Here is a 24,394-nt window from a genome sequence, read left to right on the forward strand (position 1 = left end):
TTAGTACGGAGTATTTAGACCTATTGGCGGGATAGCAGTAGCGTCATTTACAAACAAACTTTCTAGTTAGCACGTTAGGTAGGGGCGGTACTGAGTGAGTTTGAGGGAAGGGGATTAATCCCCGACGAAAACGAACGGAATGTCCGCCCGATCAACATGAAACCAACAGCTATATATTAAAATTGTGATTTTATGTATTCGTGCTAATAGCGGGCGATGCATGCATCGCCCCTACAAACAATCGTGATTTTATTATTCCAAACCACCATATCCGTAGGGTCGAAGCATGCTTCGACCGTTATAGCGTTCCATAAAATCTATCCCGCCAATAGGTCTAACTACTAAATACTGATTACTAGATACTGCCCGCAGGGCTTAAAAAACCCTTATCCCCAAGCCTACATTCATAAAAATATTATGAAGCGGGAAGCTGATACTCTCAAATCCGACTTTCATGATATTATTAAAACCATAGTCAAACTGTGCAGTTGCATAATAGCGTTTTGCGAAATCATATTTTCCGCTAATGCTCATCCCTACATCAACCTTACGGATGCTACGGTCAAAGCTATAGGCTGCATTAGCAATTCCGATTTGTTCCCCTGTTGGAGTTTCATCACGGATATATCCCTCAATTGCCTCGCCATAAAACCTACGGTTTACTGCAAAGGAAACATAAGGTCCAGCCAATAAACTCCAGCTTTCGGACAATTGATACTGCGCTTGTACAGGAATGGTCAAATATAGGTTCTCTACATTGGTGGAAATATCACCATAGTAATATCCTTTAACATTTTGGTTAGGGTCTTCATCCGCATTAAAGGTTGTTTTATACGCTTTAACATTCGCTTCTGTTTTCATCCCTTTACCTTCAAACACCAACCCTGAGCGAACTGCCCATTTGTTAGTAATGGCATAGCTCACCTTGGCACCTACATAGAATGGCGCTGCTGGACGATATGATTTTATTTCTCTAATTTCTACAGGCAAGCTTAATGGTGATGCTCCTCCAATTTTAGTTCCCGCTTCGGCATCAAACTGAAACTTTCCAGCCTCTAATTGCTGTGCTTGGGAAAACTGAACACATAGCATCCCCACGATGGCAACAGCCATCATTTTGATATGATTGATTTTAAACTGCATTACTTTACGTTGATTTTCAAGTTGTCCACAATTAATTTACTCCCTACTGCACCTTGAAAAATGGCACCGTATTTACTCGATGAAAGTACAATAGCTATACTGTACTGGAAGGACTCCGCCTCCGCTTTACTGATTTGACGTTTAAATTCAAAAGGAACATGAAACTTCTGCATGGCATTTGGTGTTGCCGCTGAATTCTCAATCTTGGCAATAGCGACTATATGAGGACTCGTCAATACATCTTGATCATTTAACCAGGTACGTGCCGGATCAACTGCATCATTCTCCGTCGCTTTCATTAAAGCTACACGATCAAACAATACCGCATAAATATCACACTCGTCCGTTGTCAGCACTTCCTTGCCGTTCTTATCGATTACTTTCTTTCCAGGAGTATATTGGTAGTATCCCTCAAAACTATCGGGAACATGGTTAAAAGGCAATCCAAAACGTGTCTGAATATCGATAATGGATTTAGTGAACACAGAACCGATGAACAAGTTTCCAGCAGCAATAGGTTTCTTCACCATTCCTCCTAGAAAACCAGTAGACTTCGTCTCTAGATACAAGGCATGCTTACCATTGACCACATATTCCTCCTCTTCTGTCACTTGTGTTGGGTAAGATTGCATGGTTGGATTATTTCCTGCAGTAAATGCGAAACCGGAGTTTCCAGACGCCCATAGACTTTGTGGTATCCCTTCCACGTTTTCATAAAAATAAACCCAATTCTTCTTCTCGTCCTGACCAAAGAGCTCAAAATCAAAAGCTGTAGGTACGGAAGACTCCAATAATGAGACAGCATATCTCTTGCTGAACTGACCATCTTCAGAGGTCACTTCATAAAATACAGGTTTCGTAAAATCTTGTTTAGACCCTGATGCTGGAACAATTGTCGCTCCTGGTGTTAAATCGAAGTTCAATGCATAATCTTTTAGATCAAGCTCTCCTGGCTTAATGTAGATCACGACATTTCGATTATTGATGATCGGCTTGGCGTTGATAACTGAATCTGCAATTTGAACTGCGGTAATGTCAGCTTCCATGTTCGCTGCTTCCTCCTTAATACAACTGGATAAAAAAAGCAACAGGCCTGCCAATGGCCATAATAGTTTTTTGTAAGGCATGATGTAATGTAAAATAAATTCCACTCCTCTTTTGATGGGCAAAAGAGTTTGAGCAAATATACCCTTCTTAAGGTCAATAAGGGCAGTAAAAAGGCTTTAATTCTATAACGCAAGGGAATTTTTACATTCATATTAACCATTGGTCATTAATTTCCCAGCATTCATCACAAAAATTTAGTGTAGCAATTTGCTTGACTTAATATTGTCCTAGCAAAACATAGTAAGAACATTGAATTAGATATCGTATGTTATTTTATTTCCTTATCAACCTGTGCTTAAACCTGTTTCAGGAGTCCCCAAAAGTAAACCAAGTCCTTTTTAAGGAAAACAAGGCTTATGCTAATTTGCAAAGTAATGAACAATTCCTGCAGCTGCTTTTCCCAATTATGAACAACAGCATCGATAATTCTTTAATTGGTCACTCTAGCCAAAACAATTTCTTATTTTTAAACATCAAAACTCATGAACAGCATACAAGAACCAAATAATAAGCCTTCAAATTCTAGGCGTATCAGCATTGAGGTATTTCTGGTAATCGGGATCACCGTTATCATTTTTATGACGATTGTTTTATTCAAACCTCGTTTCAGCACCATAGCCTTGTTGATACCCTATGCTTATTACCTCTTTGCCATCAACAATTACTATTTGATTATCAACCTGCAGAAAAGGAAAATCATTGAACCCGAATTCTATTTGTTGAATATCCTCTTTTCTATTCTTGGGTATCTGCCATTTATAGCATTAATTACCCTTATTCATGGTCGTTATTCCGATAAAATTATTGTTGCCGGGATCATCACTATCCTGATCGTAGTTCCTTTCAGTATGTATTATTTTTCCAAGAATAAGTTCAAAAGGCAGACCATTGCCGACTTGAAAAAGGATCTTGGAAAAACAACGGCGGAAATGAAATTAATGCAATCTCAGATCAATCCGCATTTCCTCTTCAACGTCATGAACTCCATATACGGAATTGCCTTACAAGAAGATGCAGCACGTACAGCTGATAGCGTGCAACGCCTAAGCCAAATGATGCGCTTTATGCTGTTTGAAAACCAACAAGACTATATCCTACTATCCAGAGATTTGAATTACCTCCGAGAATATGTGGCGATTCAAAGCCTTCGCGTGGAAAATATACCATCGGTGAAAATCGAATCTGACATCGTTGATCCTACAGAAAACTTCTACATCAGTCCTATGCTATTGATTCCCTTTGTGGAAAATGCTTTTAAACATGGCATCAGTATGGAGGAGCCATCATGGATTAAAGTGAATGCTGAAATACAAGATCAACAATTGAAATTCTCTGTTTACAACAGCATACATCAACTAGAGGGAACGGACTTGGAAAGAAACAAATCGGGTATCGGATTAGAGAATGTACAATCCCGATTGAACATATTTTATCCCGGAAAACACTTGCTAGTCATTGAGCAGAATCAACAAGAATTCTTTGTTTTCCTTACAGTCGATTTAAAGGTTGGATCAAACAATAAAGAGGTAGAAGAACAAAATGAACAAGGAAATTAGAATTAAAGCTATCGCATTAGATGATGAACCAATCGCATTGGACATCATCAAGCGCTTTGCTGCGCAGGTTCCCTTCATTCAGTTGGAACAAGCCTTTCATAGCGCCAAGACGGCAAACAAATATCTTCAGGAAAATGAGGTTCATTTGTTATTCTTAGATGTTAGAATGCCTGATATTAGTGGCATCGATTTCTATAAAACAATGGAAGTGAAACCAATGGTTATCTTCTCCACGGCATATCCAGATTATGCCTTAGAAGGCTTTGAATTAGAAGCCTTGGACTATTTACTAAAACCCTATTCTTTTGATCGTTTTGAAAAAGCCTGTCAACGAGCCAAAGAAATCTTAGAACTAAAAGGTGTTTTAGATAAGGATCAGACGATTTACGTCAAGGATGGTTATAAATTGATAAAAGTTAACCTGGATGAGGTGGGCTATATCGAAGCTGTAGGAAATTACATCCGATTCCATCTTCCAGACCAAGAGGTATTAGCCCGAATGACAATCAAGGAGTTTCTGCAAGAGAATGCCGAGCATAACTTCATACAAATTCATCGATCCTTTATCGTCAACCGCAGCCATATCGAAAAATTAGACCGCCAAAACCTATGGGTATTCCAACAGGAACTACCAATAGGTGCGAGCTATGCCAAATCAGTAAAAGAAGTAATCATACCCTAAGAAAATTCCTCCTTGAGCTTTTCACGTTGCGACTTAGGCAAGCCATTTAGGATCAACTCATAACTGTGATCAATCAGTTTATAAACCGCTGCATCGTTTAATTCTCGGTTGGCATACACGGTATTCCAATGCTTTTTGTTCATATGATAACCAGGAATAACCGTCTGATCGTATTTCTCCCGGAGCTCTACAGCATACTCTGGATCGCATTTGACATTAAACCGCAACTCATCGATTTGATCCAAACCTACTAACAAATACACTTTTCCAGCTATTTTAAAAGCTAAATGCTCCGGCCCAAATGGTGAATCCTCCAAAGTATATGGCTTAAGCAAACAATAATCACGTAATTCTTCAATATTCATAACCTACTATTAGCATGTTTTTCAATAGGCAAAAGGTTTGCCTAGCTAAAAGTAAGGATTTTCAAGCTAGACATATCACACAATACACAAAAAACATCGTCAAGTAGACTGTTCGTTTTGATCGGAGTTGTAAGTAACACACCCCCCATTATATCTCCTATCTAATAGCGTAGCGGTCTAAAATCTGTTGTCATTGGTCTGTTGTCTAACTGTCTCTCTCAGTGGTTTTCTTCGACACTCTTTCGGATCTCCTTCGGAACTTGTTCGGAACTCCTTCGGATCTCGTTCGGTTCCGACCGAACGAGATCCGAACAAGATCCCTATCAGATCCTATGAAATTCCCTAAGAGTCACGAAGCAAACATAAAGAAATATGGAGGAAGATATAGATCAATATATAGCCTGAAAATAATACAGTGGAACTGCATGTAAGTCTTATAATAAAGAAGATTTCTCTATTTTCTTTATGGAATTTGTTATCTTAAAACATCATTAAGATGAAGCATTTATAAGCATGGACGAAAAGGAGTTATTATTACACTACAAGCATACGGGTAACCTGGACACCTTGGGAAAGCTGTATTCGCCTTACATGTCTTTGCTATATGGGGTTTGCTATAAGTATCTACAGGATGTGGAGCAGAGTCAGGATGCCGTTATGCAAATTTTTGACGAGCTGATTGACAAGTTACGCATATATGAGGTAGATAACTTTAAGAGTTGGTTATATGTTTATGCAAGGAACTATTGTTTGATGCAATTGCGTAAGGCTAAGCAGGTCACCAAGGTTGATATTGAGGAAAACTTATACGAATCCGAGCTTCACATGCGCGCTGATGAGGAGAAGAAATGGGATGAGCAGGATTTTGAAAAGCTTGAAAGCTGCATGGCTACATTGAATGAAGAACAAGAACAATGTATCCGCATGTTTTATCTGGAGCAGCGTTGTTATAAGGAAATCGCCGACATGACGGGATATGATTTGGCAAAAGTAAAAAGCTATATCCAAAATGGGAGGCGGAATTTAAAAATTTGTATGGAGAAGAAGTAATGGAAAATAATTACCAATTATCGAGGATCCACAATTACGTCATGGGGCTCATGAGTAAGGAGGAGATGTATGCCATGGAAAAAGAGGCATTGGAGGATCCTTTTTTACAAGATGCCATTGATGGTTATCGGCTTCAACAGGGGGTTGATCGTCAGCAATTGAGCATTCTTCAGCAACGACTGGCCCGTAAATTGGAATCCAAGGCGCTCGATAAGACCAAACGATTCTACAGTTGGCAAAGGCTAACTATTGGACTTGCAGCAGCAGTATTGTTTATGGTTGCTTGTTCCCTAATTCTATTTAAGTATTTGAATCAACAAAGACCAAATGAAAATACCGAAGTCTTGTTGATGGAACAGGAAATGCGCGTAAGTACAACCGAATTAACGGCATCGGATGCACAGCCTGTATTGGGTATGAATCAATTTAACGAAGAGTTGAACTCTGAATTAAGAGATTATAAAGGTCCTGCAGAGGTAAGGCTTAAATTCTTGGTGGAGAATGGAAAAGCAAAATCAGTTCAAATTATAGAATCTACCGATCCTGAATTAAGTAAAGTCTTACAGGGCTTTATTCAAGATAAAATCACTTGGAAAGGGAATAGTGGAAGCCTATGGATTCAAGTAAAATAATAGAAGATTTTCAATTTTATAATACAAGAAGAGGTAAAAATCAAGGGGCCAATCTAATTAGACTTGGCCCCTATCTTATTTAACAATTACTATATGTTTTCTTTACCATTTAGGATTTTGTTCAATCTTCGGATTGATGGTAATCTCACTTGTAGGGATTGACCATAGATAATCCTTCTCCGGATCAAACTTCCTCAACTTAGCATCTTGCAGCATGATGTAATTCTTGCTATCCACTGGTGTCGAGGCTGCCCATTTCTCTCCGGGTGCTGATAAATACTCCGTGAAAAAGTAACTTCCTAGACGTGGCTTTATTAATTCTGTCTCCGCAGTTTTCCAACGGATTAAATCCCAATATGCAAATCCTTCAAATGCCAATTCTACCAAACGCTCTCTACGGATTTCATCTTGCATTTTTAAACCATTCGCACTGACAAATGCATTGGTTAACTTAGGCATATCAACAAAATTAGGTGCAGCATCAGTACCTACATTAATCTGCGGTAAACGTGCGCGAATTAAATTGATTGTTAGATCTAAATCGGCATCTGATATAGCATTATTCAGCTCATAAGTTGCCTCTGCATAAGTCAATAATACTTCCGCATAACGCAAGACCGGTTTATCAATAAAAGATGATGAAAGGTTCCAATACTCCTTATTGGCATACTTTCTTACACCAAAACCACTAAGATGCGCTCTAGGGTTAGGTAAGATATAATTTGTACTAGCAATGAACTCATCACCTTTCTTAAAGATGGTAAAGCTCATCCTAGGATCCTTTTTGCTGAAATAACCTAAATGCGTAGATGTTTTAGTAGGCTCACTATATAATGGTGATTTTGTAATTGGAAGTCCATCTGCCATTAGGTAGTAATCAACGAAATTCTGCGTTGGATTCACATTTGGTCCTTCGTAGGTACGCTGTATGGTATTGGATGAGATGTTGTTCTCACGGTTTACACCATAAAGTCGTACAATGATGTTTTCCTTATTCGCACTACCTTCGCCTGCTAACTGAAACAGGTTGAAATAAGCCTCATTTAAGCGTTCTCCGTTTTTACCAACCGTAGGTTGAGTGAACAAACTATACTCTTTGGAATCCATCACCTGTTTGGCAGCATCGCGTGCAATGGTCAAGTGCTTATTAGCATCACCATATTTATGGAATTTTTCACGCGTACCTTCAAATAGGGCAACTCTTGCCTTATAAGCTAAGGCTGCTGTTTTTGAAATACGTCCGTATTCCTTTGCACTAATAGTCTCCGCATTTGTACGAAGTAGCTCGATGGATTTATCAAGATCAGCAAGAATCTGATTAAAAGTTTCCTCACGTGTTGCACGTGCATTAAAAACTTCCGGATCGTTGGTTGTCAAGGTTTTGGTAATCAAAGGTACACCACCAAAACGCTTGAACATTTCAAAATAATACATGGCACGGAAGAAATAGGCTTCACCTACATAATAGTTTACTTCTTTCTCTGTCGCACCTTTTTCAATGATACTTGGCGCTTTTTCAATCAGTTTATTTGCTTGAAAAATGCTAAAGTAATTATAATCTGCACTGGTAACAGCCGTTGGTCTAGAGCCATCGCTCACCTGTGCCTCAGAACCAGTTGCTTTATAAGCATAACCAGACCACACATCCTGCTGAGCATCCGCAGTGGTTAGCCCAGGCAAAGTGGTGTAAAAATAATTGGCAGCCATGCGTAAATCATTTACTGTATTCCAATAATTCTGATCATTCATGGTCGTCTCTGGTAGTTCATTGATATCACATGATTGGATTCCCAAAAATGTCAATGAACCTAGTAATATATATATAAATCTCTTTTTCATGACTTCAATTTTATAAATCGATATTTAGACCAAAGGATACAGTAGTAGCGAATGGATAAGGTGAAACCTTATTATCTTCAGGTCTGATTTCTGGGTCAAGGGCTCCTTTAAATACACCCAACTTGGATACCGTCAAAATATCTTCTGCTGAAACATAAAGTCGAACACGGTTAAACGGCATCTTTTTGATGACATCTTTGTTTAAGGTATATCCCAATTGCACATTTTTCAAACGTGCATATGCACCGCTCAAGAACCACTTATCGGAGTTTTGGAAGTTATGTCCACCTTCTAAATATGGTCTTGGGAATGCTGCATTGCGATTTTCCTCCGTCCAGTAATCCATTTGGAAATCCATTGGCAAGTAATAAGAATACAATTGTGGCTGAATCAACTCGTTGCTAGGTTTTAACCAACGCTTGCCAATACCCTGAATAAAGAAGGAGAAGTCAAAGTTTTTATAACCCATATAAGCATTGATACCGTATTGGTAACGCGGATTGGTATCGCCCAAATAAATCATATCACCAGTCTTTCCTAATACATTATCTCCAGGTGTGATAACACCATCGTTATCAACATCGACATAACGTACATCACCAACTCCTGGAACACCAGTTTTATTGATGAAACGTTCATAACTAGGTGCGCCTTCTAACTCTTGCGCATTTTGGAAATAACCATCGGTTTTATATACCCAGATAGATTTAAGAGCATAACCTTCTACTAGGTTGTTGATTCCCGAATACACTTGTGTATTAGCCGCACCACCATATTTGATTAATTTATTTTGGTTATCGGCCATGCTTACTCCAACATTGTAGTTAAAATCATCACCGATTTTATCACGGTAATTTAAGCTAGCTTCCCAACCCCAAGTTTTCATTCTACCATCATTCGACTTCGGCACAGCAATTCCAATGGTCGCTGGATAAGTAACCGGCACCAACATGTTATTGTTGAACTTATTGAAATATTCAAATGTTCCTGAAAGCTTTCTGTTTAATAAACTAAAGTCAAGACCAATGTTTCTAGTCTCAATAATTTCCCAAGAAATCTCATCACCTGGCAATGCATTTTGCCATAGATAAGTCTGTTTTAAATCGAAGATATTTAGGTTGGAGTTCGTACTCAATTGAGAAAGGAAATCGTAGTATCCGATTCCAATTGTCGAACCTACTTTACCCCAAGAAACACGTGGTTTAAACTCATCAAAGATTGGCAATGCCTCATTGAACCAAGACTCCTTGGTCATATTCCAACCGGCAGAGAAGGATGGAAATACTTGAACACGTTTGCCCGGACTTAATCTTGAACTTTCATCCGAACGAATAGTCGCTTCAAATAAGTACTTCTCATCGAAATTATAATTGAATCGACCAAAGAAAGACTGCATCTTTTCAGCGTACGCACTTTGGCTATGCGATTTATTCAATGGATCTGATGTAAAGTTCAGCGATGGGTTATCATTTACATAAAGATTCTTCGTTGATGCAGATTGATATTGGTACTCATCACCATAGAACTGAAAACCACCCATAACATGGAAATTGTGCTTTTCAGCAACAGTTAAGTTATAATCTACTACTGCTTGAACATTCTGCTTTAATTGCTTGTAATTCCCTATCGAATAGTTATTTGGATTATTTAATTGAGATTTTGTTTTCGGATCTGGTCCGGTATAAAAATCTACGGTTCTTCTGAAGTTTCTATTCTGCTGTTCAATATGCTCTCTACTGTACATCAATTTAATTTCCAAACCTTTTACGAAATTGTTAATCGTAGCAGTGGCATTGTTGAAGTAAGTACGTTTTAAGTCATTATTGAAACCACCATCCTTCATAATGGCATATCCGAATGCTGATGAAGAACCGCTTTTGAAATAAGTACCATCTTCATTGTAAATCGGGAAACGCATTCTGGAAGAATAGAATTGGCGAAGAATAGAGTTACCCCCACCATCAATACCATATCCACCATCCTGCGGATTCCGTGTATCTTGATTGATGAAAGCATTTCCTATATCCAATTTCAAGTAATCATTTACCTGCGCAGAGATATTAGCACGGGCATTGATACGAGAAAATTTATCATTACCTACCTTGAACATACCATTTTGGGTCATGTTCCCTAAGGATGCCATATAGGTAATCTTTTCACTACCACCTGAGAACTGGATGTTGTTGTTATAGATGTTGTATTTTTTCTGAACGACTTGATCTAGAATATTTTGTTGGTTATAAGTCACCCACTGTCCGTCTTTGTTTTTAACGAAGGTTGGGCCATTAACCGCATAATTTAGATCATCCTCAGAATACTCTGGGCCTACATTGGCATTTGCTCTTGCCAAATTCACATATTTCATCTCGTCAATCAAGGAAAGACGGTCTGGCATAGCACTTGGTGATTGTACACCGACATTACTAGACAAGGAAATTCTACCTGTTCCAGCAGCTCCTTTTTTGGTGGTTACCAAGATAACACCACCTGCAGATTTAGCACCATAGATAGCGGTTGCACCACCATCCTTAAGTACGGAGATGTTTTCAATATCAGAAGGATTGATTGCTACGAAGGTTTCTTCGGAGCTAATGACACCATCGATGACAATTAATGGGTTTACACTACCATTTGCTGAAGTCTCCCCACGCAATTTGATGTTTAAGCCCTGACCTCCTGGTCTACCGGAGTTTCTCGTCACCACTAAACCTGGTGCCGCACCTTGCAACATATTGGTCACGGTTGGGGAAGGACGATCCTGCAATACTTTAGGATCTACCTGTGAAACTGCCGAGGTTAAATTCGATTTCTTTTGTCTACCATAGGCTACAACGACAACTTCGTCAATAACATCGGAAGACTGTTCTAAAACCACAGAATTAGCACTTCCTGCAGTCACCTCCTTGGATTCAAATCCAACATAGGTAAAACTAAGAACACTACTGTTTGATGCAACAGCAATACTGAATTTACCATTCACATCGGTAGAAGTCGATTTACCTTCTGCCTTTACACTTACGGTAACTCCAGCTAAAGGATTCCCATCCTTATCACGTACTGTTCCGGAAATTTCTTGCTGTGCACTTAAACTTTTGTTCAGTACAAATGGCTGGTCTTTTGAATCTGTTACTTTGGGGCCAAAGCTTGGAGATGCAAAAAGCGTTAGAGGTGAAAGTAAGGCTAAATGAATAAAGGCCTTAGTCCATCTCCCTTTTGGAAAATAATCTTTTTTGCTCATTTCTTATCAGATGAAAGGTTTTTTAGTACAATTTTGGTTATACTAACCGTAAGTCTAGAAAAGATAATTTGCAAATAGTAAACATAGAATTAACACAAACGATTGTGTTAATCACGAAAACGATTGAGAACCTTGTTTATTAATAAGGAAATGTTACAAACATTAATTGAATATCAACAAAAAAGCCTAAACTTAATTTAAGGTAAAATTAAAGTCTAGGCTCGTTTATTATAAATTTTAATTTTCTAATTATTCTTCCCAGCGGATCTTATCTTCAATGGGATTACGAACTGGTTCTCGTTCTTCGGATTGGTGTTTCCCTAAATAGAAAAATCCAATACAACGTTGATTAGGTTCTAGGTTTAAGAAAGGACCAATATGGTTGATCATACCAGGAGTAGCCCAGTAACCGCCTACACCAATAGAATATGCTGCTAACCACATATTTTCTACAGCACATGCCGTCGCTGCAATCTCTTCCCATTCCGGTACATCACCAGTATAGTTCACAACGATCGCAATAGCTGCATTAGACTGGGTAGCCTTTTTAGCCATATTTTGCTCGGTTGCTTCCGTATATTTCTCTTCAGGTGTAATCGATTTATAAATTCTTGCTAACTCATCACCCAAGCGTAGAAGACCTTCGTTACGGAATATGACAAAACGCCAAGGTTGTGTGCGTTTGTGCGTTGGAGCTGCATTAGCAGCCTCTAAGATGGTCATGATTTCTTCGCGACTAACTTCCTCATTAGTAAAGTTTGCCTGGAATACGGATCTACGGAATTGAATTGCTTTTAATACTTCGTTTTGCATAAATTATATTTTAATGGCTACTGTTTCTAATATAAGTAAAATTTGGATTAGGATACCTCTTCCCAAAGGGCAGCGATATGTAAAATAGTCAATACAGCTTTTTGCATATCTTGTACAGATACCCATTCTTGCTTACCATGGAAGGCATGTCCTCCAGCGAATATATTCGGACAAGGTAATCCCATAAATGATAAGCGAGATCCATCCGTTCCTCCACGGATACTACGTTTCTCTGCTTTCATGCCTGCACGTTCAATAGCCATCAATGCAATGTCCACAACACGTGGATGTTGATCCAATACCTCTTTCATGTTACGGTATTGCTCAGACACTTCAAAGGTATAAGCCGCTGCAGGATATTTCTCCATAACGGTTTTAACTATCTCTTCAAGCTCTTTTTCGTGATCTGCTAACTTTTTAGTATCGTGGTCACGAATAATAAAACTCAATACAGTTTCTTCCACAGACCCTTCGATACTAGTCGGGTGAACAAAACCTTCCTTAGCACGTGTAGTTTCTGGTGATAAGCGATCTTTTGGCAATGCTTCAACAATCTCTGCTGCAATCTTGATCGCATTTATCATTTTACCTTTCGCATAGCCCGGGTGAATAGAAACTCCATCAATCTTGATCTTAACACCATCCGCTGAGAATGTTTCATCCTCTAAGGTGCCAGCACGCTCTCCATCCATGGTATAGCCATATTGCGCCCCTAACTTATCCATATCAACATGGTCTACTCCACGGCCAATTTCTTCATCCGGGGTAAATAAAATACGGATGTCGCCATGCTTAATTTCTGGGTTTGCCATCAGAATACGCGCAGCATCCATAATCTCAGCTACTCCTGCTTTATCATCAGCTCCTAACAAGGTCTTCCCAGAAGCAGTAATAACATCATTGCCGATCTGATCTTTTAAATCAGGATGGTCAGCCAGACGGATAACGATCTTGTTATCATCAGGCAATACTAAGTCTTGACCTTGGTAATTGGCATGAACCAATGGTTTTACATCCGTACCGGAAGAGTCAGGAGAAGTATCTACATGTGAACAAAAACAAATCACGGGAACTTGTTTATCGGTATTGGAAGGGATTGTGGCATATACATAGCCTAAGTCGTCCAAATGAGCATCTTTAATACCAAGTTGAAGCAATTCTTCTACCAATATGCGACTTAGATTTTTTTGTTTTTCTGTTGAAGGGACAGTTGTTGACTGCACATCAGATTGGGTATCAATCTGAACATATCGTTTAAAATTTTCAGCGACCTGAAAATCATTAATGTTATTAATTTCCATAAGGCAAATCTACAAATTATTACGGCTACCTAAATTAGAAACAGCCAGTTATTTAGTTTAACTGGCTGTTTCGGTTTTATATTTATTGAAGTTTTTATTGCTTATCGGCCCAACCGAATACCTTTTCTAAGATACCTGAATTTCGAGCACCACCAATATTTTGACGAATCTTAAGCTCTTGGTCAGCTACTTTAACAAACAATCCATCGATTGCTTTTTTAGTAACGTAAGCTGTTAAATCTGTTTCAATCTTTTTACCTAATGGCAATTGATTGTATGCTGTGGTCAATTGAGTCCAATATCCAGAAACATTATTTTTACCCATTGCGGATTGAATAATCGGACTAAAGCGTGTGGTCAGTTCGGCGGTCGTACTATTCTTGAAAAAAGTCGTTGCAGCATCTTGTTTACCACTCAATAAAATATTGAAAGCGTCGTTAATTGTCATCCTGGATAAGGAATTGATAAATACCGATGAGGCTTCTTTAACCGCAGTTTCCGCAGCACGGTTCATACTGGTGATAAATTGATCACACAATTTACCCATACCAACCGCACGTAAAGCAGACTCCACTTTACGAGCCTCCTCAGGCATTAATATCTTGACCATTTGATCTCCTAGGAAACCATCTTTGGCAGAAAGGATCTGTATACTCTGTTGTAACCCATTATTAAGTGCTTGTTTTACACCTGTATTTGCTTCTGCTTGAGTGATTGTACCAGTAGAATTTCCAGTAGTATTTCCAGGGTTGCTGGTTGTTGTTCCTCCTGGAGGCAACATAATTCCTCCTCCTTGATTCATGACATCACAGCTCGAAAAGAAGATGGCTGTGCTACAAAGACCGATGATCAGTGGCTTTTTCATATATTTCATTTTCTCAAAAATAACAAATTATTAAGCAATCTTTCCTTTTGTTTTTTCTGTATCCCAATAAATGTAGCGGAATAGGCATGCTTTAAAATCAAGAAAGGCTACCCCATTTGAAGGATAGCCTTATGCACTATTTTGTTTGTTTTATTTGGGCCAGATCAGCTCTACAGCAACAGGGAAATGATCTGAAGGAAATTTGTTCATATATGTATCGGTTAAAATTCCATATTTACGCACCGTAAATGGCTTAGTAATAAATACATGATCAATCCTTCCGCTTGGTTTAATGGATTTACCCCAGCCGTTAAAGCTAGAATTTGGCTCATATTTTATCTTGGCAAGATCATAAGCATCTTGTACAACACCACTTTTGGAGAGCGTGAAATAGGCTTCATTTTTCTCATCCACATTAAAATCACCAGTAAGAATTAATGGTAGGTCTTTTGCAAACTCCTTGGCTTTAGCCAAGATTAGCTTGGCACTTTCCTTACGAGCCTCTACTCCTACATGATCAAAATGCGTATTCATAAAAATGAATTTCTTTTTGTTCTTCAGGTCTTGAAAGATACCCCATGTACAAATTCTAGGTAGGGCTGCATCCCAACCTTTGTTAGGCTTCTCCGTATCGGTAGCAGATAGCCAAAAGGTTCCGTTATTAAGCAGCTTGAAACGCGTAGCATCATAGAATATAGCGGAGTATTCACCCTTCTGTGCTCCATCATCTCGACCAACACCTACATGTTTAAAATTGGGTAGATCAGCAGACATCTCATCCAACTGATCCTTAAAAGCTTCCTGTACCCCAAAGATGTCGAACTCATGATACTTGATTAAATCTGTAACAGCCAGCTTGCGATCAGCCCACATGTTACCTTGATCATGGGTATTCTTCTGGCGGATATTAAAAGAAGCTACCTGCATACTGGTTTGTGCACTAACTGCAAACCCCAAGAGCAGCAAACTGATTCCCAATAAGAATTTCTTCATTTTATTTCGCTAACACTGTTTTCAACAACTCAGGTTGGTCAGTAGTAATGAAGTCAATTTTATCATTAATGAAAAGCTTCATATCCTCTTCGGTATTTACTGTCCACACGTTCGTTTTCAATTTTGCAGCCTTAAATTCCTTTACCCAAGTAGGGTTCTTTTTGAAAACATTCAAGTTATAATCTACACCGCTTAATTTAGCAGCCTTTACTTCCACTGGTGTTTTATCGCCATTTAAGTAATGTACTTTCGCTTTTTTATCCAATTCACGTAGCTTTAAACAAGCATCCCAATCAAAAGCGATGTACTCCACCATTTTCTGTGCTTTGTTTTTCTTGACAGCAGCGACAGCTAATTCAGCAGCTTTCAACGTACGAGCCTTACTAATACGGCTAGTCTTCAACTCATAGATAAGTTTGGTTCCTTTTTGACCCATACCAGCTTGTAAATACTCGTCAATAGTTGGAAGCGATTCTCCATTCGGGTGTTTCTTTGCTAATAATTCTTGATAGGTATTTTCTTCAATCTCCATTCCATAGAAATCATGGTCATGGTTGACAACCAAAACATCGTCTTTCGTCAAGTGAACATCGAATTCACTTCCCCAACATTTTTGATCAATAGCAGCTTTTAAGGAAGCAATAGAGTTTTGTGGAGCATTGGTGTTTTTCCAAGCACCGCGGTGGGCAATAATTTCCGTCTGCGCGAAAGCGCTATGAACTAAAAGTGACATGATGACGATTAAAATAGAATTCTTCATTGTTTGTTTATTTTTTTAAATAGATGATATTTGAAACTGAACGTTGACCTTCATGGTCAAACTTTTTATTATCTGAAGGATAATTTACAATATTATTGTCGGAACCTCCTTCAACATATAAGGTGGAACTTCCTCCACCATCTAAATTCATGGCATCTTTAGCTCCTATCCAATGCATCAGCTTCGCTAATTCGGGTAAGGACATGCCATAAGATTGGTTACTACGACCATCAACAACAATTAAGATCAGCTTGTTTTTTCCACTGATACCAACAGCAGATCGAGGGTGTCTATTGGAATTGAATGGGCTATTCGGTAAAGTAATACGGGTATTATTTGAAACCAACATTGGTCCAGCGACCAATAAGCTCTTTGCTTTAGCATTGATAGTAGTTTCAGGTGATACGGATTCTATCCTGACTTTCTTGCCATCAATAGAGAATACGGCATTAGCACGAGCAGCAGATGGTGCTCCAGAGTTGATAACTTGGCCATCAACCTTAATTAAATCTACTCCTCCACCATTTTTCACATCAAAGAAACCAGCATTGATGGCTACCAAGGCTTGGTTTTCTTCGGCAAATTGACTGGTTTTCTTGAGTACTTTGGGCTCTCCGGCAATATGAACTCGCTTGGCTAATTTCTTTAAATCAATTTCTACCCAATTAACTTCTTGGACGGCATTGAAAAGATTAGTGATGTGTGCTTGGTGCCAGATGACACCTTTTTGAATAGTCTTGCTGTTCCATTTGGTCTGTACGACCTGAAGGGAGTCTTGGTCTTGTGCATAGAGCAATTGTATTTGTCCTATGACACAGACTGCAACGAATAGGATTAGGTGTTGAATATTTCGTCGGAGCATGTATTTCAAACTTGTCCCACTAAATTACCCAATTATTATTAAGAAATCGTTAAACTTATTGTTCGCCTCTCCATTCACCATAAAATTGTTGCAAAAAGTCTTCCATAAAGGCATGCCTTCCTGCAGCAATATGCTTAGCACTCACCGTATTCATCTTATCTTTCAGTAACAATAACTTTTCGTAAAAATGATTGATCGTGGGTGCTGTGGTATTTTTATAGGCTTCTTTCGATTGATTTTCTAGAAACGGTACATCCGGATTATAGATCTCACGATTTTTATAACCGCCATAATTGAAGGCACGCGCAATACCAATCGCTCCAATAGCATCCAAACGATCGGCATCTTGTACGACTTCCAATTCCTTAGAATGAAAGCTTACTTCTCCAAGAGATGCCTTGAAGGACATATTTAAGATAATCTGTTGCACATGCTCGATAACCTCATGTTCCACTTCTAAGGACTTTAGAAACTCCCCAGCCACACGTGGGCCAATGGTTTCATCACCTCCATAAAATTTGCTATCCGCAATATCATGCAACAGGGCAGTCAATTCACAGACAAACTCATCCGCTTCTTCAGTTTGAAGAATCAATTTACAATTGTTCCATACCCTGAGGATATGCCACCAATCGTGACCTGATTCGGCATCTTTTAGTTGCTCCTGAACATAAGCAGCAGTTTTTTGGATAATCTCCTCTTGTTGGCTAGTCTTTGGAACCTTCATATAATTCGTATTGTAACAAGCGACAGTCTAATTTACCATTAAAGAACTCAAAGCGACGAGAAGCACGTAATCCGATTTTCTTTGCTAAGTCTGGATTTCCCGTAAATACATATCCACGATATCCTTGACACTCTTTTTTCAAGAAGTCTCCAATGCGTGCATAAGTCATTTCCAATTTACTATGAACACCTAGTCGTTCACCATATTCCGGATTGAACATGATGACACCTTGCCCAACTGGCACGGTTGTCTCTGCAAAATCACAAACTTCAAATTTGATTAAATGTTCTACTCCAGCTGTGCGAGCATTTAACTTCGCTATCTCAATAGCTTCGGATGAAATATCGGAGGCAATAATATCTGGAAGATTGGTCTTCTCAGTGATGTCTTTTAAAATACGGCGTTCATTGAAGAATACTTCCTCATCATAACCAATGAAATGCATGAAAGAGTAATTCATACGCAACAAACCTGGTTTACGTGTCTGAGCCATTAAAGCAGCTTCAATAGCTAAGGTACCTGAACCACACATCGGATTGACAAAAGGAGAACGTCCATTCCATTTAGTTGCCAAAATGGTTGCTGCGGCTAAAGCTTCTAACATAGGCGCTTTCCCAGGATGCTTACGGTAGCTGTGCTTTGCTAAGGTTTCTCCAGAAGTATCCAAAAAGATCTCTGCTCTGTCTTCCATCCAATGCAAATGTATCACCGCACGATTCAAATCTGGCCCTGAATTCGGACGCATGCCTTTCTTATTCTTTATGCGATCTACAATAGCATCCTTAACTTTAACATTCGCAAATAAAGGAGTTGTTATAGTTTCATTGTGCACATTGGACGTTACAGTAAAGTAACCATCAATAGGTAATAAATCCTCCCAAGGAATCTGTACTAAGTTTTTATAAAGCTCATCGGCATTGTTCGCACGAAAGGCCTTTAGTTCATATAAAACCTGAGATGCAGTATGGAGATGTAAATTAAGCTTGATACACTCATTTACAGAGGCTTTAAGCTCTACTCCTGTATTGAATGCACGTTTTATATCGAATCCTAAATCGCGGACTTCTTGTTCTAAGAATGGTGATAATCGACGGTTGCAAGTGACGATTACCTTACTTTGTGTGTTGAAAACTTCTGCCATATTTCTGCAAAGTTACTTATTCTGTAAGCAAAAAATGTTTAATTTTACGGTTTAATAAATTTGTTATGGAAATTAGAGGAAAAGTACATGAGGTAGGTGCAACGCAACAAGTAACCGAGTCTTTCAAAAAGAGAGATATTATTGTTGCTTACGCTGAGAACCCACAATTCGTAGAGTATATTCGTTTTGAAGCGACACAAGATCGCGTAAATATATTTGATAATTTAGCAGTTGGTGATGATATCGAAGTGTCTTTCAACCTGCGTGGTCGTCCTTGGACTAACAAAGAAGGTGTAACCACCTATTTCAACTCGTTAGTTGCCTGGCGTGTTACTAAATTAGCAAATACTGTTCAAGCAGCTCAAGCTCCTGGTTATGCTGATATGCCACCAGTAGACATCAGCTCTAGCGGTGCCGATGATGACGATTTACCTTTCTAATCGAAAGTTACCATATGGAAAAGCTGTACACATCGTACAGCTTTTTTTGTTGCTCCTTATTTGAGTCAGCAAAAAAACAGAGGCTTTCTTCCATTCAAGGAGAAAGCCTCTGTTGCTATAATTTTTCCAATATTGGAATTACATTTTCAATCCAATCTCACGTAGACGTTCGTCCAAATATTGACCAGCAGTATAATCTTCATACGCCTTCGGATGTTCTGCATCAATACAAGAATCCAATGATGCCAAGCTCATGCTTGATTTTGGATGCAAGAAGAATGGAACCGAGTAACGGGAAGTTTTCATCAACTCACGCGGTGGATTAACAACGCGGTGCGTAGTAGATTTTAACTTGTTATTGGTCAAGCGCTGTAACATATCCCCAACATTCACTACGATATCCTCTCCCTTGGCTTTTATCGGGAACCACTCATTATCCTTGGTTAACACTTCTAAGCCATCCGCAGAAGCACCAATCAACAGGGTAATTAAATTGATATCCTCATGAGCACCAGCACGAACCGCATCATCAGAAATTAATTCAGGGTTCTCTATCGGAAAGTAGTGTATCGCACGTAAAATGGAATTTCCATTATGTACAAACGGTTCAAAATAATCCTCTGGCAATTGTAAATAAGTAGCAATGGCTTTCAATAGATTACGACCCGCTTCCTCAAGTTTCTTATAGATCTGTCCTGTTATCTCATCAAATTGAGGCTGTTCATCCACCTTTGGATTATCTGGGAAATCTGCCTTTGAATATTCCTCATCAATAATCGTTTGACCACGTTGCCAGAACTCTTTTAAATCTGGAGTCTTAGAATCCTTAGCTTTCTCACGTCCTTTGGCAGTATAACCACGCTGACCAGCTAATTCCGGGAATTCATACTTACGCTTGATATCTTCTGGAAGATCAAAGAATGCCTTTACGGTTTTATATAGATCGTCAATCAATTCAGGTGATAAACCATGATTTGCAATGGTCACAAAGCCTGTTTCATTGAAGGCTTTACCAAGATCTTGAACAAATTGTGCTCTTTGCGCCTCATCACCAATGGTATAATGCTGAAGATCTAATCTGGGAATATTTACTAATGCCATGTTTGTTTTTGTTTATTACAAAGTTAACGGATAATTCGCTCCAAATGTTCTAAGCTGTGGGTAACAGCCACAGACCTAAACATAAATATATGATATTCAATAGATAATTTTATCCACAATGCTTAATTTGTGTACGGATTAACCTAATAAATGAGCAATCGTCATGGTTTTCCCAAAAAATCACAAAACAGTTTGATTTATCAATCGAATCTATTAAATTTGTTATGCTTGCATAATAAATAAGTAATATAACCGAAATATGAGCCAGGACAATACCCTTGATTACTTTTTAAAGACGGCGTGGCAAACAGTTGCCAACAAGTATAATGTGATTGCCTCACAACACGGCTTTACACAAGCGGCAGGTTATATCCTGATCAATATTCACCGTGACGGCACACCAGTATCACAGATTGCGAACTCTACCGGCGTAAAGACCACATCTTTATCCCGTGTGTTGAACAATCTCGAAGGTCTCGGGTTTATCTATCGAGAGACCAGTGATACCGATAAAAGATCGGTGAAAGTCTATCTTACCGAATTAGGAAGAGAGAAGAGAAAGATCGCAAAGGATGTCGTCCGAGAATTCAACGATTACCTCAGTAATTCCTTTTCCGAAAAGGAGAGAGCCAATATGATTAAGATGCTTGTCAAGATCAATGAATTGGCGACTAACTATGCTCCGGTGATGCAAGTAGAACCTTAATTTAACATAGAAAATATATACGATATGAATAGAAATATTAAGAAAGTTGCTGTATTGGGATCCGGTGTGATGGGATCTCGCATTGCTTGCCACTTTGCTAATATCGGTGTGGAGGTCTTATTATTGGATATCGTCCCTAGAGAACTTTTACCTGCTGAACAGGCAAAAGGATTAACTTTAGAGAGTCCCTTGGTGAGAAACAGAATCGTGAACCAATCCTTGGAAACAGCGATTAAATCAAACCCTGCTCCATTATTCAGCAAGTCCTTTGCCAAGCGTATTAGCACAGGAAATTTCGACGACGACATGGAAAAAATTGCTCATGTGGACTGGGTAATTGAAGTGGTCGTAGAACGCCTAGACATTAAGAAATCCGTATTTGAAAAAGTAGAACAATTCCGCAAAGCAGGCACTTTAATCACCTCGAACACCTCAGGTATTCCAATTCACCTGATGACAGAAGGTCGCTCTGAAGATTTTAAAGCCAATTTCTGCGGAACTCACTTCTTCAATCCACCGCGCTATCTTCAATTATTAGAAATCATCCCTACTCCTGACACGAAGAAAGAAGTGGTTGATTTCTTGATGCATTATGGTGATAAAATGCTGGGTAAAACCGTCGTTTTATGTAAAGATACACCAGCCTTTATCGGTAACCGAATTGGAGTATACTCCATGTTGGCTATCACCCATTTGGTGGAGCAACTGGATCTTACCGTGGAGGAAGTAGACAAATATACCGGTCCAGCAATGGGGCACCCGAAATCCGCAACTTTCCGTACTGCGGATGTGGTGGGCTTAGATACATTAGTGAATGTAGCCAAAGGATTGGAACAAAATGCTCCTGATGATGAAGCAAAAGGTGTTTTCCAATTGCCAGCATTCATCAATAAGATGGTGGAAAACAAATGGCTTGGTGAAAAAACTAAAAAAGGTTTCTATGAAAAGGTAAAAGATGCCAAAGGTGGTTCTGAAATCCTTTCCTTAAACCTGAAAACACTAGAATACGGACCACAACAGAAAGTAAAATCAAGTACACTTGAGGCTACCAAACCTGTTGAGGATATCCGTAAGCGCATGAAAGTTTATGAACAAGGAACAGATAAAGCAGGGCAACTATTCCGCGCTATGCACTATCCATTGTTTGAGTATGTTTCTAAACGAGTGCCAGAAATAACGGATGATTTCTTCCGTATTGATGACGCTATGCGTGCAGGTTTCGGATGGGAAATTGGTCCATTTGAAGTATGGGATGCCTTAGGCGTTCGTGAAACTCTAGAAAAAATCAAATCCGAAGAAAAGCGTCTTCCTGGTCAAACTGGTGAAGTTGCACAATGGGTACATGATATGTTGGAGGCTGGAAATGAGAGCTTCTATAAAGTAGAAAACGGCGTTCGCCATTATTACGATATCGCTTCAAAATCTTATAAGCCAATTCCAGGAACAGAAGACTTAATTGTTTTAGATCACATCCGTGAAAATAAAACCATTTGGAAAAACTCTGGCGTATCCATCATTGATTTAGGCGATGGAATCCTGAACGTTGAATTCCATACCAAAATGAATACCATTGGTGGTGAAGTCATCCAAGGACTCAATAAAGCGATTGATTTAGCAGAAAAAGAATACCGTGGACTGGTCATATCCAACGATGGCAAAAACTTCTCTGCAGGCGCTAATATCGGCATGATATTCATGATGGCGGTGGAGCAGGACTACGATGAATTGAACATGGCGGTTCGCATGTTTCAAAATACATCCATGCGAATCCGTTATTCTGCCATTCCAGTTGTAGCAGCACCTTTCCAACTGACTCTAGGAGGTGGTTGTGAATTCTCTATGCATGCTGACTTTGTACAGCTACATGCGGAAACCTATATGGGATTAGTAGAATTTGGTGTAGGTGTTATCCCTGGTGGTGGTGGTTCTAAGGAATTCGCACTACGCGCTTCTGACGATTACCGTCCGGATCAAATTGATCAAAACTACTTTAGAGATCGTTTCTTAACCATTGGACAAGCAAAAGTATCTACTTCAGCTGTGGAAGCCTACGAATTGGGTTATCTACAAAAAGGTAAATATGCCATCACGATGAACCGTGCTCGACTACTTGCAGATGCAAAGGCTAAAGCTATTGAGCTTGCCGATGCCGGATATGTACAACCAATCCAACGTACCGATATCAAAGCCCTAGGCAATCAAGCATTAGGCTTAGTATACGTCGGTGCATCATCCATGGAAGCAGGACACTACATCTCGGAACACGACAAGAAAATATCTGAAAAACTAGGTTATGTCATGGCCGGTGGAGACATCTCCCAACCAGCAGACGTATCGGAGCAATACCTTCTGGATCTGGAAAGAAAAGCCTTCCTAGAGCTCTGCACCGAACGCAAAACCCTAGAAAGAATTCAGCATATGTTGACTACAGGCAAACCCCTTAGAAATTAGTAGTTAGTATTTAGTATATAGTATTTAGACCCTATAGCCGATAAGCATATTTAACAATTTATTATCATAAAAAGGGAGCCAGTCACGAGTTTAAAAAACTATTTTGAATGACAAGAGAATCAAAAATGCGATATACTAAATACCAAACTCCATGCATGACTATAAAAAACTGTTACTGTGGAATAAATCCATAGAATTTGTTTCAGACATATATAAAACAACATCCCATTTTCCATCAAATGAGAAGTTTAATCTAATAAGTCAAATAAACAGAGCATCAGTAGCAATTCCTTCCAATATAGCAGAAGGTGCCGGAAGAAATTCTAACAAAGAATTTGTCCAATTTTTAGCAATAGCGCATGGCTCAACATATGAAGTAGAAACACAATTAATGATATCTAAGAACTTAGGTTATTTAAAAGAGGAAGAATTACAAATTTTATTAGAACAACTATATGAAATACAAAAAATGAGTTTCTCTCTTCAATTGAAATTAAAGAAATAACAATATCTAAGAAAAATTAGATCATCATATAAAAAAACATTAAAAGAAGACAATTAGATATTTAGAGGTTAACATTAGAGGCATGATAAACATAGAAACACAGATTTCTCACAATCA

Annotated in this window: 22 protein-coding genes; 8 read left to right on the forward strand and 14 right to left on the reverse strand. The window is 38.9% G+C overall.

All coding sequences use genetic code 11. From position 1 onward, the window contains the following. Positions 1-375 precede the first annotated feature (375 nt). A complete protein-coding gene (locus ABD676_RS14890) occupies positions 376-1,143 on the reverse strand; it encodes a porin family protein (protein ID WP_344675528.1) in 768 nt (255 codons plus the stop codon). After that, entirely contained in the window at positions 1,143-2,270 is a 1,128-nt protein-coding gene (locus ABD676_RS14895; RefSeq protein WP_344675529.1) for a PCMD domain-containing protein, read from the reverse strand. Before ABD676_RS14895 ends, ABD676_RS14890 begins: the two co-directional genes overlap by 1 nt. Before the next feature lie 462 nt (positions 2,271-2,732). Between ABD676_RS14895 and ABD676_RS14900 the strand changes: the two genes are divergently transcribed. After that, positions 2,733-3,806 carry a sensor histidine kinase gene (locus ABD676_RS14900; RefSeq protein ID WP_344675530.1) on the forward strand — a complete coding sequence of 358 codons (1,074 nt, stop codon included), beginning with the start codon at positions 2,733-2,735 and terminating at the stop codon, positions 3,804-3,806. Further along, positions 3,790-4,488 (forward strand): LytR/AlgR family response regulator transcription factor, encoded by a 699-nt coding sequence (locus ABD676_RS14905; RefSeq protein ID WP_344675531.1) that lies wholly within the window; start codon positions 3,790-3,792, stop codon positions 4,486-4,488. The genes ABD676_RS14900 and ABD676_RS14905 overlap by 17 nt, the downstream gene beginning before the upstream one ends. Here the strand turns inward: ABD676_RS14905 and ABD676_RS14910 are convergent. After that, positions 4,485-4,853: an MmcQ/YjbR family DNA-binding protein gene (locus ABD676_RS14910; protein ID WP_344675532.1), complete on the reverse strand. Its 369-nt coding sequence runs from the start codon at positions 4,851-4,853 to the stop codon at positions 4,485-4,487. The two genes, ABD676_RS14905 and ABD676_RS14910, sit on opposite strands and share 4 nt — an antisense overlap. Before the next feature lie 513 nt (positions 4,854-5,366). On the opposite strand from ABD676_RS14910, the gene ABD676_RS14915 reads away from it, so the two are divergent. Next, positions 5,367-5,903 carry an RNA polymerase sigma factor gene (locus ABD676_RS14915; protein WP_344675533.1) on the forward strand — a complete coding sequence of 179 codons (537 nt, stop codon included), beginning with the start codon at positions 5,367-5,369 and terminating at the stop codon, positions 5,901-5,903. Next, positions 5,903-6,535, forward strand: coding sequence for a hypothetical protein (locus ABD676_RS14920; RefSeq protein WP_344675534.1), 633 nt, complete (start codon positions 5,903-5,905; stop codon positions 6,533-6,535). The genes ABD676_RS14915 and ABD676_RS14920 overlap by 1 nt, the downstream gene beginning before the upstream one ends. 102 nt (positions 6,536-6,637) lie before the next feature. Here the strand turns inward: ABD676_RS14920 and ABD676_RS14925 are convergent, their stop codons facing one another. From ABD676_RS14925 to ABD676_RS14970, 10 genes are all read right to left on the reverse strand, one after another. Then, positions 6,638-8,374 (reverse strand): RagB/SusD family nutrient uptake outer membrane protein, encoded by a 1,737-nt coding sequence (locus ABD676_RS14925; RefSeq protein WP_344675535.1) that lies wholly within the window; start codon positions 8,372-8,374, stop codon positions 6,638-6,640. Positions 8,375-8,384: 10 nt separating this feature from the next. After that, on the reverse strand, positions 8,385-11,612 hold the full coding sequence (locus ABD676_RS14930; RefSeq protein ID WP_344675536.1) for a SusC/RagA family TonB-linked outer membrane protein: 3,228 nt from the start codon (positions 11,610-11,612) through the stop codon (positions 8,385-8,387). A 249-nt stretch (positions 11,613-11,861) separates the two neighbouring features. Further along, entirely contained in the window at positions 11,862-12,425 is a 564-nt protein-coding gene (locus tag ABD676_RS14935; RefSeq protein WP_344675537.1) for a nitroreductase family protein, read from the reverse strand. Between the two features lie 47 nt (positions 12,426-12,472). Then, positions 12,473-13,726, reverse strand: a complete 1,254-nt coding sequence (gene pepT, locus ABD676_RS14940) for a peptidase T (RefSeq protein WP_344675538.1) — start codon at positions 13,724-13,726, stop codon at positions 12,473-12,475. 94 nt (positions 13,727-13,820) lie between these two features. Next, a complete protein-coding gene (locus ABD676_RS14945; protein ID WP_344675539.1) occupies positions 13,821-14,591 on the reverse strand; it encodes a DUF4197 domain-containing protein in 771 nt (256 codons plus the stop codon). Positions 14,592-14,741: 150 nt separating this feature from the next. Continuing rightward, a complete protein-coding gene (locus ABD676_RS14950; protein WP_344675540.1) occupies positions 14,742-15,584 on the reverse strand; it encodes an endonuclease/exonuclease/phosphatase family protein in 843 nt (280 codons plus the stop codon). A 1-nt stretch (position 15,585) separates the two neighbouring features. Beyond that, a complete protein-coding gene (locus ABD676_RS14955) occupies positions 15,586-16,344 on the reverse strand; it encodes a glycerophosphodiester phosphodiesterase (RefSeq protein WP_344675541.1) in 759 nt (252 codons plus the stop codon). Positions 16,345-16,351: 7 nt separating this feature from the next. After that, complete coding sequence (locus tag ABD676_RS14960; protein WP_344675542.1) at positions 16,352-17,206, reverse strand: phosphodiester glycosidase family protein; 855 nt, start codon at positions 17,204-17,206, stop codon at positions 16,352-16,354. A gap of 55 nt (positions 17,207-17,261) precedes the next feature. Then, positions 17,262-17,933, reverse strand: a complete 672-nt coding sequence (locus tag ABD676_RS14965; RefSeq protein WP_344675543.1) for an HD domain-containing protein — start codon at positions 17,931-17,933, stop codon at positions 17,262-17,264. Next, positions 17,914-19,074 carry a THUMP domain-containing class I SAM-dependent RNA methyltransferase gene (locus tag ABD676_RS14970; RefSeq protein WP_344675545.1) on the reverse strand — a complete coding sequence of 387 codons (1,161 nt, stop codon included), beginning with the start codon at positions 19,072-19,074 and terminating at the stop codon, positions 17,914-17,916. The genes ABD676_RS14965 and ABD676_RS14970 overlap by 20 nt, the downstream gene beginning before the upstream one ends. Positions 19,075-19,139: 65 nt before the next feature. Here ABD676_RS14970 and ABD676_RS14975 point away from each other — a divergent pair, with 65 nt between their 5' ends. Beyond that, entirely contained in the window at positions 19,140-19,514 is a 375-nt protein-coding gene (locus tag ABD676_RS14975) for a DUF3127 domain-containing protein (protein WP_344675546.1), read from the forward strand. Between the two features lie 138 nt (positions 19,515-19,652). Here ABD676_RS14975 and ABD676_RS14980 read toward each other — a convergent pair whose 3' ends face one another. After that, positions 19,653-20,615: an isopenicillin N synthase family dioxygenase gene (locus ABD676_RS14980; RefSeq protein ID WP_344675547.1), complete on the reverse strand. Its 963-nt coding sequence runs from the start codon at positions 20,613-20,615 to the stop codon at positions 19,653-19,655. A gap of 259 nt (positions 20,616-20,874) precedes the next feature. Here ABD676_RS14980 and ABD676_RS14985 point away from each other — a divergent pair, with 259 nt between their 5' ends. The 3 genes from ABD676_RS14985 (at position 20,875) to ABD676_RS14995 (ending at position 24,277) form a co-directional block, all read left to right on the forward strand. After that, positions 20,875-21,321 carry a MarR family winged helix-turn-helix transcriptional regulator gene (locus tag ABD676_RS14985; protein ID WP_344675548.1) on the forward strand — a complete coding sequence of 149 codons (447 nt, stop codon included), beginning with the start codon at positions 20,875-20,877 and terminating at the stop codon, positions 21,319-21,321. Positions 21,322-21,345: 24 nt separating this feature from the next. After that, a complete protein-coding gene (locus ABD676_RS14990; RefSeq protein WP_344675549.1) occupies positions 21,346-23,772 on the forward strand; it encodes a 3-hydroxyacyl-CoA dehydrogenase/enoyl-CoA hydratase family protein in 2,427 nt (808 codons plus the stop codon). Between the two features lie 151 nt (positions 23,773-23,923). Beyond that, a complete protein-coding gene (locus ABD676_RS14995) occupies positions 23,924-24,277 on the forward strand; it encodes a four helix bundle protein (RefSeq protein ID WP_344675550.1) in 354 nt (117 codons plus the stop codon). Positions 24,278-24,394 lie beyond the last annotated feature (117 nt).

The sequence above is a fragment of the Sphingobacterium kyonggiense genome, assembly GCF_039536825.1.
Classification (GTDB): domain Bacteria; phylum Bacteroidota; class Bacteroidia; order Sphingobacteriales; family Sphingobacteriaceae; genus Sphingobacterium; species Sphingobacterium kyonggiense.